General features: G+C 65.0%; 15 protein-coding genes. 11 read left to right on the forward strand and 4 right to left on the reverse strand.

Going from position 1 to position 14,971, the window contains the following annotated elements; translation table 11 throughout:
• Nucleotide 1 precedes the first annotated feature (1 nt).
• On the forward strand, nucleotides 2-517 hold the full coding sequence (locus HGB10_03070) for a thioredoxin family protein (protein NTU70787.1): 516 nt from the start codon (nucleotides 2-4) through the stop codon (nucleotides 515-517).
• Between the two features lie 2 nt (nucleotides 518-519).
• Nucleotides 520-1,227, forward strand: coding sequence for a hypothetical protein (locus HGB10_03075; protein ID NTU70788.1), 708 nt, complete (start codon nucleotides 520-522; stop codon nucleotides 1,225-1,227).
• 44 nt (nucleotides 1,228-1,271) lie between these two features.
• Here HGB10_03075 and HGB10_03080 read toward each other — a convergent pair whose 3' ends face one another.
• Nucleotides 1,272-1,742: a hypothetical protein gene (locus HGB10_03080; GenBank protein ID NTU70789.1), complete on the reverse strand. Its 471-nt coding sequence runs from the start codon at nucleotides 1,740-1,742 to the stop codon at nucleotides 1,272-1,274.
• Between the two features lie 278 nt (nucleotides 1,743-2,020).
• Between HGB10_03080 and HGB10_03085 the strand changes: the two genes are divergently transcribed.
• Both HGB10_03085 and HGB10_03090 read left to right on the forward strand, forming a co-directional pair.
• On the forward strand, nucleotides 2,021-2,224 hold the full coding sequence (locus HGB10_03085; protein ID NTU70790.1) for a cold-shock protein: 204 nt from the start codon (nucleotides 2,021-2,023) through the stop codon (nucleotides 2,222-2,224).
• A 93-nt stretch (nucleotides 2,225-2,317) separates the two neighbouring features.
• Nucleotides 2,318-2,959 carry an epoxyqueuosine reductase QueH gene (locus HGB10_03090; GenBank protein NTU70791.1) on the forward strand — a complete coding sequence of 214 codons (642 nt, stop codon included), beginning with the start codon at nucleotides 2,318-2,320 and terminating at the stop codon, nucleotides 2,957-2,959.
• Here the strand turns inward: HGB10_03090 and HGB10_03095 are convergent.
• The gene (locus HGB10_03095; GenBank protein NTU70792.1) at nucleotides 2,956-3,723 is read right to left on the reverse strand and encodes a phosphotransferase; all 768 of its coding nucleotides are present in this window, start codon (nucleotides 3,721-3,723) and stop codon (nucleotides 2,956-2,958) included. The genes HGB10_03090 and HGB10_03095 overlap by 4 nt on opposite strands.
• 132 nt (nucleotides 3,724-3,855) lie before the next feature.
• On the opposite strand from HGB10_03095, the gene queA reads away from it, so the two are divergent.
• A complete protein-coding gene (gene queA / locus HGB10_03100) occupies nucleotides 3,856-4,896 on the forward strand; it encodes a tRNA preQ1(34) S-adenosylmethionine ribosyltransferase-isomerase QueA (GenBank protein NTU70793.1) in 1,041 nt (346 codons plus the stop codon).
• A 9-nt stretch (nucleotides 4,897-4,905) separates the two neighbouring features.
• Here queA and HGB10_03105 read toward each other — a convergent pair whose 3' ends face one another.
• The gene (locus HGB10_03105) at nucleotides 4,906-5,940 is read right to left on the reverse strand and encodes a hypothetical protein (GenBank protein NTU70794.1); all 1,035 of its coding nucleotides are present in this window, start codon (nucleotides 5,938-5,940) and stop codon (nucleotides 4,906-4,908) included.
• On the reverse strand, nucleotides 5,940-6,485 hold the full coding sequence (locus HGB10_03110) for a sigma-70 family RNA polymerase sigma factor (GenBank protein NTU70795.1): 546 nt from the start codon (nucleotides 6,483-6,485) through the stop codon (nucleotides 5,940-5,942). Before HGB10_03110 ends, HGB10_03105 begins: the two co-directional genes overlap by 1 nt.
• Nucleotides 6,486-6,586: 101 nt before the next feature.
• On the opposite strand from HGB10_03110, the gene tgt reads away from it, so the two are divergent.
• From tgt to recJ, 6 genes are all read left to right on the forward strand, one after another.
• Entirely contained in the window at nucleotides 6,587-7,708 is a 1,122-nt protein-coding gene (tgt, locus tag HGB10_03115; GenBank protein NTU70796.1) for a tRNA guanosine(34) transglycosylase Tgt, read from the forward strand.
• A gap of 145 nt (nucleotides 7,709-7,853) precedes the next feature.
• Nucleotides 7,854-8,258 carry a preprotein translocase subunit YajC gene (gene yajC, locus HGB10_03120; GenBank protein NTU70797.1) on the forward strand — a complete coding sequence of 135 codons (405 nt, stop codon included), beginning with the start codon at nucleotides 7,854-7,856 and terminating at the stop codon, nucleotides 8,256-8,258.
• Nucleotides 8,259-8,957, forward strand: a complete 699-nt coding sequence (locus HGB10_03125) for an HD domain-containing protein (GenBank protein ID NTU70798.1) — start codon at nucleotides 8,259-8,261, stop codon at nucleotides 8,955-8,957. It begins immediately after the preceding gene.
• 43 nt (nucleotides 8,958-9,000) lie between these two features.
• Entirely contained in the window at nucleotides 9,001-10,362 is a 1,362-nt protein-coding gene (secD, locus tag HGB10_03130) for a protein translocase subunit SecD (protein ID NTU70799.1), read from the forward strand.
• Entirely contained in the window at nucleotides 10,355-11,260 is a 906-nt protein-coding gene (secF, locus tag HGB10_03135; GenBank protein NTU70800.1) for a protein translocase subunit SecF, read from the forward strand. The genes secD and secF overlap by 8 nt, the downstream gene beginning before the upstream one ends.
• A gap of 73 nt (nucleotides 11,261-11,333) precedes the next feature.
• A complete protein-coding gene (recJ, locus tag HGB10_03140) occupies nucleotides 11,334-14,960 on the forward strand; it encodes a single-stranded-DNA-specific exonuclease RecJ (protein NTU70801.1) in 3,627 nt (1,208 codons plus the stop codon).
• The last annotated feature ends 11 nt before the right edge of the window (nucleotides 14,961-14,971 follow it).

Genomic DNA, 14,971 nt, shown 5'->3' on the forward strand with positions numbered 1-14,971 from the left:
CGTGACAGACGAACCAAAGTCCGAAGGAGCGGGCGGGCCGAAGCTTATCCCGGTGCCGGTGATTGCTGTGCTCGTCGTCGCCGCCGTCTTCGGAGGCGTGCTATTCGCCAAGTCGCAGTCAAAGGCTCCCGGCGCGCAGATGACGAGTGTCGTCGCGGCGTCGGAAGTAGCCACCGGGCAACTGACGACCACGCACAACGACGCTCTTGCGGACTATGAAGCTGCACGCAAGTCGGGTAAGCCCGTTTACCTGCTCTTTCACTCACTCACCTGCGCATCGTGTGTCGAGATATCTGCCGTGGTCGACGGCCTGCTCCCCGAGTATGCCGATCGCGTGGTCTTCGTGAACGCGATCAGTGATGACGCCTCGGCGCGACAGCTCGCCGCGAGGTTCCAATTCCAGTACATCCCGACGTCGTTCTTCATCGCGCCAGGTGGTGACGTGGTTGATTCATTCACAGGTGCACTGTCTGAAGAAGAGCTGCGCACTCGAATCGAGAGCCTCATCGCACAGTGAATGTGGAAGCGTTCGCATCACAGCTCACATCCGGGTCACTCGGAACGGCTGCGGTACTCGGAGTCGCGTTCCTGGGGGGCGTGGTCGCCGGTTTCGGCCCCTGCGTACTGCCGATGCTGCCGGCCGTGTTCGGCTATGTCACAGGTCAGGTGGGTGACTCCACGGGTGTGACGTCTCGGCCGGCGTGGCTTCGCGGATTGGGTCTGTCGGCTGTGTTCGTCATCGGGATGAGTCTGGTGCTCGCTTGTATCGGCGCTGCGGCAGCGATACTCGGGCGGGCGCTTCTGGTGGGCGCATGGGCGTACTACCTGGTGGCAGCCGTGTGCGTGCTCCTCGGACTGCACATGCTCGGTCTCATACGGATTCCGTTCGACAGGCTCAACCACCATCTTCCCCTCCGGCGCCCTGAGAGCCGAGGCGTCATCGGTGCCTTCGTGCTCGGCGTCCTCTTCGCTGCTGTCGCCTCGCCGTGTTCAACTCCGATTCTCGCGGCGATTGCGACCATTGCTGCGACGCGGGGATCGGTCGTCCAGGGCGCACTTCTGCTGTTCGTCTACGGACTCGGCAAGGGGGTCCCGCTCCTCCTGCTTGGGCTGGTGTCGGGCTCCGTGACATTGATGAGAGCGATGTCAAACACCGCGGGGGTGTTCTCGAAGATAGGAGGGGCGGCGCTCATCGTCGCGGCCGCCTATCTGGTCTGGCTCGCCTGAGGCTCACGTGGCGGGCGCTTCAAGATCGCTTCATCGCAGTGGTGCTAGGGTCGCGTGACCTCGATCGACTTCACGCGCCAGGCGTTGAGTAGCCCACCCTCGGCGGCTCCGTACTCCTCGATACGCAGGGCGCTGCCGTCCGAGAAGCTGAAGACCAGCCAGCGCTGATGCGCCTCGTTGGAGCCGTATACCTGCGTCTCGACGCGGTTCGACCCCGCCCGCTTGGTGCCGGGATCGGCCGGCACGATCTTCCATTCCGGCTTCTTGGCCGTCGCCGAGATGATGCGCGCCTCAACGTAGCCACCCGCAGCACCCTTGTTCGCGGGACCGATCGTTGCGGTCGTGACTTCGTCGACCTTGGGCTCAACGGCGAGGAAGACGGCGTCTGCGATGGTCTTGCCCTTGCCGGGTGGGGTCGTGCGCGGTCCGAGCAGCGCCGATGCGGCGAACCACAGTGCGGCGCCGATGGCGAGCACCGCGATGCCGATAAGCGTGAACTTGATCCAGGGGCGCACGAGCAACGACCTTTCGGTTACGAGCGGACCAAAGCCATTCTAACGCGCCGGACCCGCGTGGCCGGACGGCCCGCGGCGGTGGGGCACGAATCCGGCCCGCCGAAGGGTTGGACAACACAAATCCGTTATCGCAAACTTGCACGCAAGGGTCAGGGAGGCCCGAAAGCGCGGTCTGGCGGGTCTCGCGTCGTTATCGGCGGGCAGCTGCTTGGCAGGTGTCACAGGGGTCGACGGGTCGCATGGTAGTTTGCCCCTGGGGGCAGGAAAGCGAGTCAGGCATGGCTGAAGGTACCGTCAAGTGGTTCAACCCGGACAAGGGCTACGGCTTCATCTCGCGTGAGGATGGCGACGACCTGTTCGTCCACTTCTCCGAGATCCAGGGCGATGGCTTCAAGACCCTCGACGAGGGTCAGGCAGTCTCGTTCGACGTCACCACCGGGCAGAACGGCAAGCTGCAGGCGAGCAACGTCAGCAAGCTCTAGTCGCGACAACACGCCACTCCGAAGGACGGTCCCCTTGGGGCCGTCCTTCTGTTTGAGGCCTCGGCGCTCCGTATTCCACGCTACACTCAGACGATGGAATCGAACCCGGACACTCCGAGCAGGCCTTCGCGGCTACTCCTGCACGCGTGCTGTGGGCCGTGCCTCATCGAGCCGCTCGAAGCGCTCGCCGAGGAGGCCGACCACGTCACTATCGTCTTTGCCAACTCCAACATCCATCCCGCCGACGAGTACGAGCGTCGCCGAGACACGCTCGCCGCACACGCGAAGCGGCTCGGCGTGGAGGTCGTTGAGCTCGAGTACGATCCCGAGTCGTGGGCGCGCATCGTAGCTCCCCTGCGCGACGAGGGCCCGAATCGCTGCAGCGCATGCTATCGGCTCAGGCTGGGGGAGGCCGCACGTTATGGTGCCGAGCACGGCTTCGATGCGATCGCCACGACGCTGACCGTCAGCCCGTACCAGGATGCACGAGCGATCGCGGCCGAGGGCCGCGCGGTGGCCGCCGAGGCCGGTATCGCGTATCTGGATCGTGACTTTCGGGACCGCTACGCGGATGCCACTCGGCGCTCACGCGACGAGGGCATGTATCGTCAGAACTACTGTGGGTGCGTGTTTTCCGAAGCCGAGGCAACGGCCGAGCGTGAGCGTCGTCGCGAGTCTCGCAGGGCACTCGCGCGGGAGCGCGCGGCGCAGAACCCCTCCGACACCGAGTCCTAGGACTCGTCGACTGGGAGCGTGGGCGCACCATCGGGCGCACATGCCGCGCATTCTGCGCACGCGTCGGTAATCCCGCGCTCGGCCTCGCGCGCCTTGCGGTCACGGTCGCGCTCTTTGATCTCGGGAACCTTGCGCGCGTAGAACAGCACCCGCGCCGGGTTGAACGTGGGGCCGTAGCCTATCGTCGTGCGTGCCTCGATCGCGGTTCGCAGATGCTCAGCCGTCGTGCCGGGGAAGAGTGTGCGACTCGTGCCGATCACCGACAACATGTGTGCGTCGCTTCCGCCTGTGGCGGCAAGGCGCGATCTGTTGTCGCGCCAGTACGCACGGGCGCGGAAGTTGGCGGCGAGCAGCAGGGGGGTGGAGTTGGCGACCTCGACACCATCGAAGTCGACCTCGTCATAGACCTCGGTCTCACCACGGCAAAGCCCGTGCTTGTGCCACCAGCGAGGCGCGTACGGGTGTGCAGCGACCGCGATACCGCCCTGGGCGTGGATGTCGGCGACCGTCTCGGCGGCGGAGCGACCCGGCGCGACGAGCTGAGGCGTCCACAGGCCGAGGATGTGCCCCTGGGAGCTCTCGACCTCCTGACCCACCACGACCTCGACACTGTACTCGTGGGCGATGGCAGCGGCCTCAAGCCCACCTTCGTTGGTGTTGTGGTCGCAGATCGCGACCACGGACAGGTCCGTCTCGGTGCTGATGAACTCAAGCACCTCACGCGGCGTGGCAGTGCCGTCGGAGGCGGTCGTATGAACGTGCATGTCGGCTGCTGAGTATCCCCTTCGCATGGCGTGCTGATACTAGCACGCGCAGGTCCGAGCAGCGCCGACTGCGCGCCTGCTGCGATACACTGCGGGCACGATTCTGATCGCCCTTCGCCGAGGAGACCGCTGGTGCGCACCGACGACTTCGACTACGAGTTGCCCTCAGGTCTGATCGCTCAGGAACCCACCCAGCCTCGTGACGCGTGCCGGCTGCTCGTGCTGCACAGGGCGAGCGGGCAGATCGACCACCGCGTCTTCTCGGATGTCACTGAGTACCTCGTCGAGGGGGACGTGCTGGTCGTCAACGAGACACGGGTGCTTCCGGCTCGGCTGCGCGGCGTCAAGGACGAGACGGGTGGTGCCGTCGAGGTGCTGCTGCTGAGAGAGCGCTACACCAACGCGTGGGAGTGCCTGGTGAAACCGGGTCGCAGGCTGAAGCCGGGTGCGAAGATGGTCTTCGCTGACGGCGCGATGACTGGCCTTGTCGTCGAAGTCATCGACGAGGCCGGAGGGCGCCTCGTGCAGTTCACGATCGCGCCGGGTGGCGAGAGCTTTCTCGACATCGTGCACCGCATCGGGGAAGTGCCGCTTCCGCCCTACATCACGCGCACGGTCGACGATCCCGAGTTGTACCAGACGGTGTTTTCGCGCGACGAGCGCTCCGCGGCCGCGCCCACGGCTGGCCTTCACTTCACGCCCGAGCTGCTTGAGCGCATCGCCAGTGCGGGCGTACGCGTCGAGACTGTGGAGCTTGATGTGGGGATCGACACGTTTCGCCCCGTTGCGGTCGACGATCCCGAGCAGCACAAGATCCACACGGAGCACTTCCGGGTCCCCCGGCGCACGGCAGAGGTCGTGAACGAAGCCAAGCAGCACGGCCGCCGCGTCATCGCCGTGGGCACCACGAGCGTGCGCGCGCTTGAGAGTGCTTGGGACGCCGAGGCGGGGGAGGTGCGTGCGACGGAGGGTGCGACCTCGTTGTATGTGCTGCCGGGGTACCACTTCGAGGTGGTCGACGCGATGATCACCAACTACCACGTGCCGCGATCCACTCTGCTGATGATGGTGAGTTCGTTTGCGGGTCGAGGGCAGGTGCTCGACGCCTACGAACTTGCCAAGGCGCAGGGATACCGATTCCTGTCCTTCGGCGACGCGATGCTTATTCTCTGAGACGCCACGCTAGGGCGTCCACCAGGTCCAGTTCGGGTTGCCGGCTGAGGGGTCGGCGCCACCGGTGCCGGGCGCGATCGCGATTCCCGTGCGCTCGTCGGCTCCAAGCCGGTGATACACGTTGGTGCCGTTCGCGTCCTGCCCGTCGAGCGTGAAGACGGGAGAGCCGTCCGGGTTGTTCTCGGGCACGGGGTGCGGCACCGTTTCCGGGAGCGTCGGCCACGAGGAGAAGCTTTCGATCGGCGCGCTGCGCAGTGTGTACTGCACGTTCTTGTACACACGCGTGACCGCTGAGAAGCGCTGGAGCGCACCCTCGTCATCCCTGACGAAGAAGACCGCCGCTTCCTTTGTCGTGTAGACGGTGCGCGATACGGGGTCTTGGTCCGCCGAGAAGCTGATCGCCAACGTGCCTGCGGTCGTCAACTCGCTTTGTGCGACATCGGTCACGCCGATGAGCTGATACCCGGCGTCCTTCCACACGGCATAGAGCGCACTCGGTGAGCCCGGATTCGCGTTCGGTGGCACTGCCTCGGGTGCCGCCGCGGAGCCAGCGGCGCTGAGGTCGGCGGCCGTGCCATCGGCTGTCACCTTCGCCATCTCACTCGATGCGGGCGCGGCGGTGCGCGCACCACCGCCGACGAACCTCAGGACGCCGAGGCCGGTCGATACCCCGGCCACGACGAGCAGTACCGCGGCGGCGCCGACCCACGCGAGTACGCGCTGACGGTCGCGGCGCTGCCGGCCTGTGGCGCCCGCGAGCGCGGCGGCAGCCTCGTCGTCTGCGGCGTCAGCCGGCGGCGTGGCGACGGTGGTGGGTGCTGCAGCAAGCGCCGCTTCCGCGCGAATCGCCTGCATGATGCGGTCGTGAAGATCGTCTGCGGGCGTGGGGAGCTGTGCCGACGCCACGGCGTCGATCGCGGCGCTGAAGCGCGCACACTCCGCGCACGACGAGCAGTGCTGACGGGCGGCTGCGAGGATCGCTGCGTCGACAGGCGCACCGTCTGCGGCTTCACTGAGGATCTGCTGGGCCTCGATGCACTCCATCACGCACCTCCTGCCGTCATGCCGAGTGCGTGCGCGAGTGCGCGGCGCGCTCTGAACACGCGCGACTTCACCGTGCCCGCGGGGACACCGAGTTGCTCCGCGGCTTCGACGTAGGTCAACCCGAACAACGCAACAGCCGAGAACGCCTCGCGGTCTTCGAGCTGCAGATTCGCCATCGCGGCCTCCACCGAGGACGAAAGTGCGACCTCATCGGCGAGGTCACCCGGCGTCGCCACCGTGTCGAAGAGCTCGACCGCGACGGGGCGGTGTTTTCCGGCGCGCACGGTGTCGAGGCATGTGTTCCGCGTGATGCGGTACAGCCACGTTGAGAACCGTGCTCTGCCATCGAAGGTCGCGAGCGACCGGTACACCTTGATCCACACCTCCTGCGTGACGTCTTCAGCGACCGTTCTGTCGCCGAAGAACCTGAGAGCGTGGGCGTACACCGTCGCGGTGTGCTCGCGGACGAGCGCCTCGAACGCATCGAGGTCTCCATCAGCCGCAGCCTCGAGTAGGGCCGCGTCGCTTGTCACGCGCTCTGTCATGTCACTCCGCAGTAAGACGCGCAGGAACTGAAGGTGGTTCGCCTCAAGTCTAGCAGCGAACGCGAACGCATGAGCGCTGCGGGTTCGGTACAATCGCGCCCATGACACCCTTCGAGTTCTCCCTCATCGCGACCGACACCGCCACATCGGCGCGGCGCGGCAGCTTTAGCACCACGCACGGCGTCATCGAGACGCCGCTGTTCATGCCCGTGGGCACTCGCGCGACGGTCAAGGGGGTGACCACGCCTCAGCTAGCCGACATCGGGGCGCAGGTGCTGCTCGCCAATACCTACCACCTGTTTCTACGGCCGGGATCCGACCTCGTGCGCGATGCCGGGGGACTGCATTCGTTCATGAACTGGAGTGGACCGATCCTCACCGACTCCGGCGGGTTTCAGATCTTCTCGCTCGCCGATACGCTCAAGCTCACCGACGAGGGTGTGAAGTTCCGCTCGATCGTCGACGGCACGTGGCACTTCTGGACGCCCGAGGACAACATGCGCGTACAGGAGGACCTCGGCGCCGACATCATCATGCAGCTCGACCAGTGCCCGCCGTATCCCGCCGAGAAGGACCTCGTGGCGACGGCGGTCAGGCGTAGTGCCGAATGGGCCGCACGCTGCAAGGCATCTCACGTGCGCGAGGACCAGGCGCTTTTCGGCATCGTACAGGGCGGCGTGTTCGAGGACCTGCGGCTCGAGAGCGTCGAGCGGCTGGCGCAGCTCGACTTGCCCGGGTACGGCATCGGGGGCTACTCGGTAGGCGAGCCCCACGAGCTCATGCTCGACTCCCTTGGCCCTGTCTGTGATGCCATGCCGCCGAACAAGCCGCGCTACCTCATGGGAGTCGGCAACCCGACGACCATCCTGGCGGCGATAGGCAAGGGTGTCGACATGTTCGACTGCGTCTTGCCAACGCGGACCGCTCGCATGGGGACGGCGTTTTCCTCGGAGGGGCGGCTGAACCTGAAGAACGCCAAGCACGCACGCGATTTCGGTCCGCTCGACCCCGAGTGTTCGTGCGCGACGTGCACCCAGTACAGCAGGGCGTACCTGCGTCACCTCGTCAGCACGAAGGAGATGCTCGGTTCGATCCTGCTCTCGATCCATAACCTGCACTTTCTGCTCGATCTGACGGCCCGGGCGCGTGTCGCGATCGAAGAAGATAGGTACGGCGCGTTCCTGTCCGAGTGGCTGGCGTCACCCGGGGCAGCGGACTACTAAGACCGAGCGGTGGGCGGCGGGGCGAGATGCCGTCAGCATTCTTCAGGTTCTCGGCCATTCACCCTTCATTCGCGCGCCGCGTGCGGGTATCATGGGGCGGTTGCCGTCGCCCGTCCCGGGCGGCGCTGTCCGAGAGGTCACGAACATGCCCCAACAGCTCAGTCAGCTCATCTTCCCGGTCGCCATCATCGCGGCCTTCTGGTTCCTCATCATCCGTCCGCAGCAGCAGCGAGCGAAGACACAGGCGCAGATGCTCTCGCAACTCGTCGAGGGCGAAGAGATCATCACGATCGGCGGAATCTACGGCGAGGTGCTCGAGGTGGGCGAGGAGCGCATTCGTATCGCGACCATCGACGGCTCGGAGCTTGAGATCGCGAAGGCCGCTGTGCGTTCGGTCATCCCCGCAGAGACCGAAGATGACGTGGATGAGGCCGAGGATGCAGAGCCGGACTCCGATGACGAGGCGCAAACTGACGCCGAATCGGCCGAAGAGCCCTCGGAGTCCAACCCAAAGTCGCTCGACGATGGTTCTTCCAAGGACGACGCGTAGATGACCGACGTTTCCGGTCCTTCCATCGCGCCTGAGTACCGAGTCACTCTGGAGGTCGTGCAAAACGACCCCGAGCTGCTCGCGTATCTCGAGATGGGCGACACCTACCTCGGGGCGATCGGATACACGGAGCACGGCTTGCGCCACGCCAACCTCACCGCACACATCGCGAGCAACATCCTGCACCGGCTCGGCTACTCCGATCACGACGCCGAGATCGCAGCGATCGCCGGCTTCATGCACGACATCGGCAACTGCGTCTCGCGTGATTCGCACTGGCTCTCCTCCGCGTTCATCGCGCGCGGGGCGCTGACGCGGCTCGGCATGGCTCCAGCGGATGTCGCCATGGTGATGAACGCGGTCGGCAATCACGAAGAGGACGCCTCGGACCCGGCCACCCTCGCGGCCGCGGCGGTCGTCCTGGCCGATAAGGCCGACGTACACCACACCCGCGTGCGCAACACGGACCCCGCCGCCTACGACATCCACGACCGCGTGAACTTCGCTTCGAAGCGCAGCTTCCTGCGCGTCGAGTCGGAGTCGCGTATGCTCACTCTCGAAATCGAGATAGACACCACCGAAACACGCCTGATGGAGTACTTCGAGATATTCCTCGAGAGGATGCAGCTGTGCCGTCGCGCAGCAACCGTTCTTGACGCGGAGTTCTCGCTGGTGATAAACGGCACAAAGCTCCTCTGAAGCCTGACGAGGAGTCGACCCGCACGGCAAGGAAGGTAGGAGAATGGATCCCAAGCAGCGCAACTACCTGTTGCTCGCGATCATCGCGGTCCTCGTGATCGGATCGTGGCTGATGTTTTGGCCGCCGGGCACGAAGATCAAGCAGGGGCTCGACATCCAGGGTGGCATCTCGGTCATCCTCACGGCGCAGCCGCAGCCCGGCCAGTCGCTCACGAATGACGACATGGACCGTGCTGAGCTCATCATCCGAAACCGCGTCGACAAGCTCGGCGCCTCGGAGACGAGTATCCAGCGTCAGGGACAGGATTCGATCCTCGTCCAGATGCCGGGCCTGAAGAACCGCGACGAAGCACTCAAGATGATCAACTCCACGGGCCTGTTGGAGTTCGTCGACGTCTCCTCGATCACCGACACCGAGGCGGTCAACGCGCTCGCCGACACCACGACGTCGGACGGCTACCAACTCAAGCCGGGGACGTACAAGTCGATCATGAACGGCTCGGTCGTCAAGAGCGCGAGCGTCGGGCAGGATCCGACCACCGGCAAGATCGAGGTCAACCTGGTCATGGATGCCGAGGGCACCAAGACGTGGGCCGATTTCACGACCGCCAACGTGCGCAAGCAGATCGCCATCGTTCTTGACGGTGTCGTGAAGTCCGCGCCGGTCGTCAACGAGCCCATCACCGGCGGGCAGACGGCGATCAGCGGCACATTCACCGCCGATGAGGCCAAGGCGCTCGCCGCGGTGCTCCAGACCGGTGCGCTGCCGGTCAAGCTGGTACCGCAGGACACGCGGACCGTCGGTCCGACGCTTGGGCAGGAGTCGCTGCGACAGGGTCTCATGGCCGTGCTCATCGGCTTGGCTATCGTCGCTGTCTATCTCATCGTCTTCTACCGTGGACTCGGTTTCGTCTCCGTGACCGCGCTCATCGTGTTCGCGTCGATCTACCTCGGGATTCTCGCTGTGCTCTCGAGGTTCGGTCTGTTCGCGCTGTCGATGCCGGGCATCGCAGGTGTCGTGCTCACGATCGGCCTCGCAGCTGACAGCTCGATCCTCATCAACGAGCGGTTCAAGGAAGAGGTCCGCATGGGCCGCACCTACCGCTCGGCTGCGCAGTCGGGTACGAAGCACGCGATCGGCACCAGCGTCGACGCCGACCTCGTCACCTTCGTGTCGGCTCTCGTTCTCTTCCTCGTCGCCATCGGCCCGGTCAAGGGCTTCGCGCTGACACTGATGCTTGGTATCGGCTGCGACATCCTGATGATGATCATGTACAAGCGCCCGATGATCATGCTTCTCGCCGAGAGCGTCATTCCCAAGGCGCCTGCGTTGTGGGGCGTTGCAAGGGAGGGAGTTGCCGCTGGCAGCTCCGAGTCCAAGAAGGGGGGTGTCTCGAATGGCTAGGTTCAACATCGACTTCATGGGCAATCGCAAGATCATGTTCGCCATCTCGGCCGTGCTGATCATCGTTTCGATCGGGGCACTCGCGTTCAAGGGTTTGAAGTTCGGTATCGAGTTCCAGGGCGGTACGGTTGTTATCGTCGCAGACGCAAAGGCCGTCACCGAGACCCAGATGAGCGACGCGTTCAAGAAGGCCGGCGTGCAGAACGCCAATGTCCAGACGAGTGTCGTCAACGGCGTCCGTGGATTCATCATCCGCACCGACGTCACCGACCCGATCGAGTCCAATACCGACGCCATTGCGGTTGCGAAGGCCACCGGGCTGCCCGCGGACACGCTGCAGGTGACCACGATCGGACCGGGCTGGGGCAAGAACATCACCAACAGCGCCATGCTGGCCCTTGGCCTCTCGATCCTTGCGATTCTGCTGTATGTCTCGCTTCGGTTTGAGTACAAGATGTCGATCACGGCTATCGTCGCGCTTGCTCACGACATCCTAATCACCTTGGGCATCTACGCGCTGGTCGGCCGCGAGGTCACCCCGAACACCGTGGCCGCACTTCTCACGATCCTTGGCTACTCGCTTTACGACACCATCGTGGTCTTCCACCGCATCAAGGAGAACTCGCAGGGTCTCGTGAAGCAGTCGTTCATGAGCATGGCCAACGAGTCGATCAACGAGGTGCTTGTTCGTTCGCTGAACACGACGTTGACCTCGATGATTCCCGTTGTCGTTATGCTCCTGTTCGGAGGTTCGACACTCAAGGACTTCGCGCTTGCGCTCACCATCGGCCTTGGCGTCGGTGCATACTCCTCCATCGGCGTCGCAGCTCCGCTGTATGCCATGTGGAAAGAGACCGAGCCCAAGTACAAGGCCCTGGCGAAGAAGTTCGCCAACTAGATCGACTCGCATCACTGAACGCGATCCGGGGCCGGCACGACATCGTGTCGGCCCCGTCAGTTAAGGTGTGGACATGACTGACTCCTGCTCGACCAAGCGTTGGGCGGTCGCCCCGGCTGACCCCGAGACGGTCGCCTCACTCGCGCACGCAACCGGTCTGTCGCCGGTCACTGCGCGTGTGCTTGTCGCGCGTGGACATCTCACCGCCGAGGCGGTGGATCACTTCCTGTCGCCCAGCCTGGACCGAGACTGGCTCGACCCGGAGCTGCTGCCGGGCATGACGGCGGCCGCCGATGAGGTCGCCGCGGCAGTTCGCGCTGGTGAGCGGATCGTCGTGTTCGGCGACTTCGACCTGGACGGCATCTCTGCGGCTGCGGTCGCGACGCGGGGGCTGCTGGCGCTCGGCGCGGACGTGTCCGCAATCGTCCCTCACCGCTTTCGTGAGGGCTACGGCCTCTCGGAGGCGTCGATAGCGCGTGTGCTTGAGTGTGAGCCTGCGCTGGTCGTGACCGTGGACTGCGGCATCTCGTCTGTAGCTGAGGTGGCTATGCTCGCTGAGGCGGGCGTGCGAGTGGTCGTCACAGACCACCACGAGCCCGGAGACGGCGTCCCCGTAGGGGTCGCCGTAGCCAACCCCAAGCTCGAGCCCGCGACGTGCGGCTCGTGTGACCTGTCAGGCGCGGGCGTCGCCCTCAAGTTGGTGCACGCGGTTGGTACGCGGCTTGCGCAGCCCGACGGGTGGCGTCGGCTCACCGACCTCGCCACGCTTGGCACGGTTGCCGATATCGTTCCGCTGACAGCGGAGAACCGCGCGCTGGTTGCGGACGGTGTCGCCCGCATGAGGGAGTCCTCGCGCGCCTGTATCGCCGCGCTCGCGGCCGTGGGCGGCGCGACTCCTGAGTCCATGACCGCCGAGAGTGTGGCCTTCGTGTTGGCTCCGCGATTGAATGCGGCAGGGCGCATGGCGGACCCCCAGATATCGCTCGACCTACTGCTTACCGATGACCCCGCAGAGGCCGAGCGACTCTCGGCGGCACTCGACGAGTGCAACAAGGTGCGCCAGCAAGTCGAGGCGGACCTGAGTGAAGCCGCACGCGCGCTTGCAGAGCGCACGTACCACGGCGAGCGCGCGCTGGTGTTAGCAGGCGAGGGGTGGCATGAGGGTGTCAAAGGTATCGTCGCGTCTCGGCTCGTAGGCGCCTACCGTGTGCCCACCGTGCTTCTCACCGTCGAGGATGGCGTTGCGCGTGGCTCAGGACGCTCTGTAGGGTCCGTGGACCTCTTCAGAGCGCTCGAGTCGTGCTCGGACATCTTCGAGCGTTATGGCGGCCATGCTGCGGCCGTGGGGTGCACGCTATCCGCTGATCGCGTGGACGAGTTTCGGACGCGTCTGCTCGAACACCTGGACGCGCTGCCCGCCGAGCAGTTCGACTCACTCATGACCGTCGATGCGGAGGTCGCGCTCGAGGACGTGAGCGTCGAGTTGGGGGCCGAGCTCTCGCAGCTCGAGCCGTTTGGCCACGGGAACCGGTCGCCGCTGTTCGCAAGCAATGGCGTATTCATGAACGGGCGTTCCAAGGTTGGCAAAACCAACAACCACCTTCGGTTCTCAGCGTACGACGGTGTCGTCACCGTGCCTGCGATAGCGTTTCGGTGCGGCGAGATCGACGAACTCGTCAACCATGATGCCGCTGTCGATCTGGCGTATCAGATCTCGGTTGACGAGTGGCGCGGTAGAACTCGTGTGCAGCTCATGGTGCGGGAGTTCCAGCGCCACACGCCCGATGCGGATGCACCTGCGTACGAGCTCGTCGAGGACATCTTCGCGCACGCCGACGAGATTCTCGCCCGCGAAGAGTACGCGGGAATCGCAGACGCCCCATCCTTCCACACCAAACTCGCAGGGGTGACCTTCGAAGGTAGACAGGACGTCCTCGGACGACTCGCGGCCGGATCGCCGCTCAGAGTGGTTCGTCAGCCGGACAATCCGTACGACTCCAACGCGATCGCCCTGTTCGATGCTCACGGCGACCAGGTCGGCTTCCTCAATCGCAGGCTCGCCTCGGCTCTCGCAGCGACGATCGACGCCGGCGTCGCCTACGATTGCGAGGTTACCGAGGTCACCGGGGGCGAGGGTGACCGCTCGCTGGGCGTCAACGTTCTGGTGTCGCAGCGGGACGCACGTGACACCGACGACCTTCGCGCTGCCGAGCGAGCCCAGCGCAGGGCGGAGCTCGCGTCGCTGTCTACGCCCGAGCTGTCGGCCGAGCTCACCCGCACGTTCATCGGCGACCGCCCGCTCCACGACGCGCAAGTCGCTTCGCTCGACCACCTGGAGGCGGGGCGAAGCACCCTCACGGTCATGGCGACGGGCCGCGGTAAGTCGCTCATCTTTCACCTTCATGCAGCGCGAACAGCGCTTCTCGGCGGCCGGGCGAGCGTGTTCGTCTATCCGCTTCGTGCGCTGGTGGCCGATCAGTCATTCCATCTCGGCGAGGCCTTCTCCGACGTTGGCCTCACGGTGCGCACAGTCACGGGTGAGTCATCCCTCGGTGAGCGAGATGAGGCATTCGCCCAGCTCAAAGCCGGTGAACTGGACGTCGTCCTGACAACTCCGGAGTTCTTGCACATCCACTCGGCTAGATTCGCGGACAGCGGGCGCATCGGCTTCCTCGTCGTCGACGAGGCTCACCACGTCGGCATGTCGCGCGCCGGCCACCGGCCAGCGTACGCGCGGCTCGGCGAAGTCGTGGAGGCGCTCGGGCATCCAACAGTCCTCGCGGTCACAGCAACCGCGGACGATGCGACGGCGACGACGATACGCAGCTCGCTGGGGATCGAGTCAACGGTTCTCGACCCAACGGTACGTGACAACCTGCGTGTCGAGGACCGGCGTGACGTTCCCGATAAGGATGGCTTTCTCACGGCGCTCGCGGCGCGAGATGAAAAGACAGTCGTCTACGTGAACTCGCGTGAGCAGTCCGTGAAGCTCGCCCGAATGATCCGCAAACGCGTGCCGTCGATCGCCATGCGCACCGTGTTCTATAACGGCGGTATGTCTCGTTCCATGCGGCATGCGGTGGAGCGCGCATTTCGCAACTCCGAGGTGACGTTTGTCGTCGCTACCAGCGCCTTTGGTGAGGGGGTCAACATCCCCGACGTCAGAAACGTCGTGCTGTACCATCTGCCCTTCAACGCGGTCGAGTTCAACCAGATGTCGGGTCGCGCGGGGCGCGACGGCGCGATGGCGCGCATCCATCTGGCATTTGGAGCGAAGGATGCTCGGATAAACGAGATGATCCTCTCGTCGCTCGCACCATCGAGAGACGACATGGCGACGCTCTACGCCGAGCTCCGTGACATCTCGGCAGATCAGGGGCCGGGTTTCGAGGTCACCAATGCCGAGCTCTCGGAGCGGTGCCGTCGTCGACGTCCACAGTTCGCGCTCGATGAGCGCGGAGTCTCCTCCGGGCTCGGCGTCTTCCGGGACCTGGGATTCGTGACGGGCGAGGGCCACGGCGCGTATCGGCGGCTCACGTTCCTCCCCGGAGAATCGAAGGTCGAGCTCGAGTCCTCGGCGCGTTACGCGGAGGGTCTCGATGAGATCGCCGAATTCGCCGACTTCAAGGCGTGGGCGATGACCGCCGAGACCGATGACCTGCTGGCGAGGTTCAATCGGCCCATTCTCCCAAGCTCCTAGGGACGCACCGT

Source organism: Coriobacteriia bacterium (assembly GCA_013334745.1).
Taxonomy (GTDB): Bacteria; Actinomycetota; Coriobacteriia; order Anaerosomatales; family JAAXUF01; genus JAAXWY01.

Bases quoted from the DNA above. Each gene is read 5' to 3' on its own strand.
- HGB10_03085 (NTU70790.1), top strand. From the start codon at position 2,021: ATGGCTGAAGGTACCGTCAAGTGGTTCAACCCGGACAAGGGCTACGGC.
- HGB10_03090 (NTU70791.1), top strand. From the start codon at position 2,318: ATGGAATCGAACCCGGACACTCCGAGCAGGCCTTCGCGGCTACTCCTG.
- HGB10_03095 (NTU70792.1), bottom strand. From the start codon at position 3,723: ATGCACGTTCATACGACCGCCTCCGACGGCACTGCCACGCCGCGTGAG.
- HGB10_03105 (NTU70794.1), bottom strand. From the start codon at position 5,940: ATGGAGTGCATCGAGGCCCAGCAGATCCTCAGTGAAGCCGCAGACGGT.
- HGB10_03110 (NTU70795.1), bottom strand. From the start codon at position 6,485: ATGACAGAGCGCGTGACAAGCGACGCGGCCCTACTCGAGGCTGCGGCT.
- tgt (NTU70796.1), top strand. From the start codon at position 6,587: ATGACACCCTTCGAGTTCTCCCTCATCGCGACCGACACCGCCACATCG.
- yajC (NTU70797.1), top strand. From the start codon at position 7,854: ATGCCCCAACAGCTCAGTCAGCTCATCTTCCCGGTCGCCATCATCGCG.
- HGB10_03125 (NTU70798.1), top strand. From the start codon at position 8,259: ATGACCGACGTTTCCGGTCCTTCCATCGCGCCTGAGTACCGAGTCACT.
- secD (NTU70799.1), top strand. From the start codon at position 9,001: ATGGATCCCAAGCAGCGCAACTACCTGTTGCTCGCGATCATCGCGGTC.
- secF (NTU70800.1), top strand. From the start codon at position 10,355: ATGGCTAGGTTCAACATCGACTTCATGGGCAATCGCAAGATCATGTTC.
- recJ (NTU70801.1), top strand. From the start codon at position 11,334: ATGACTGACTCCTGCTCGACCAAGCGTTGGGCGGTCGCCCCGGCTGAC.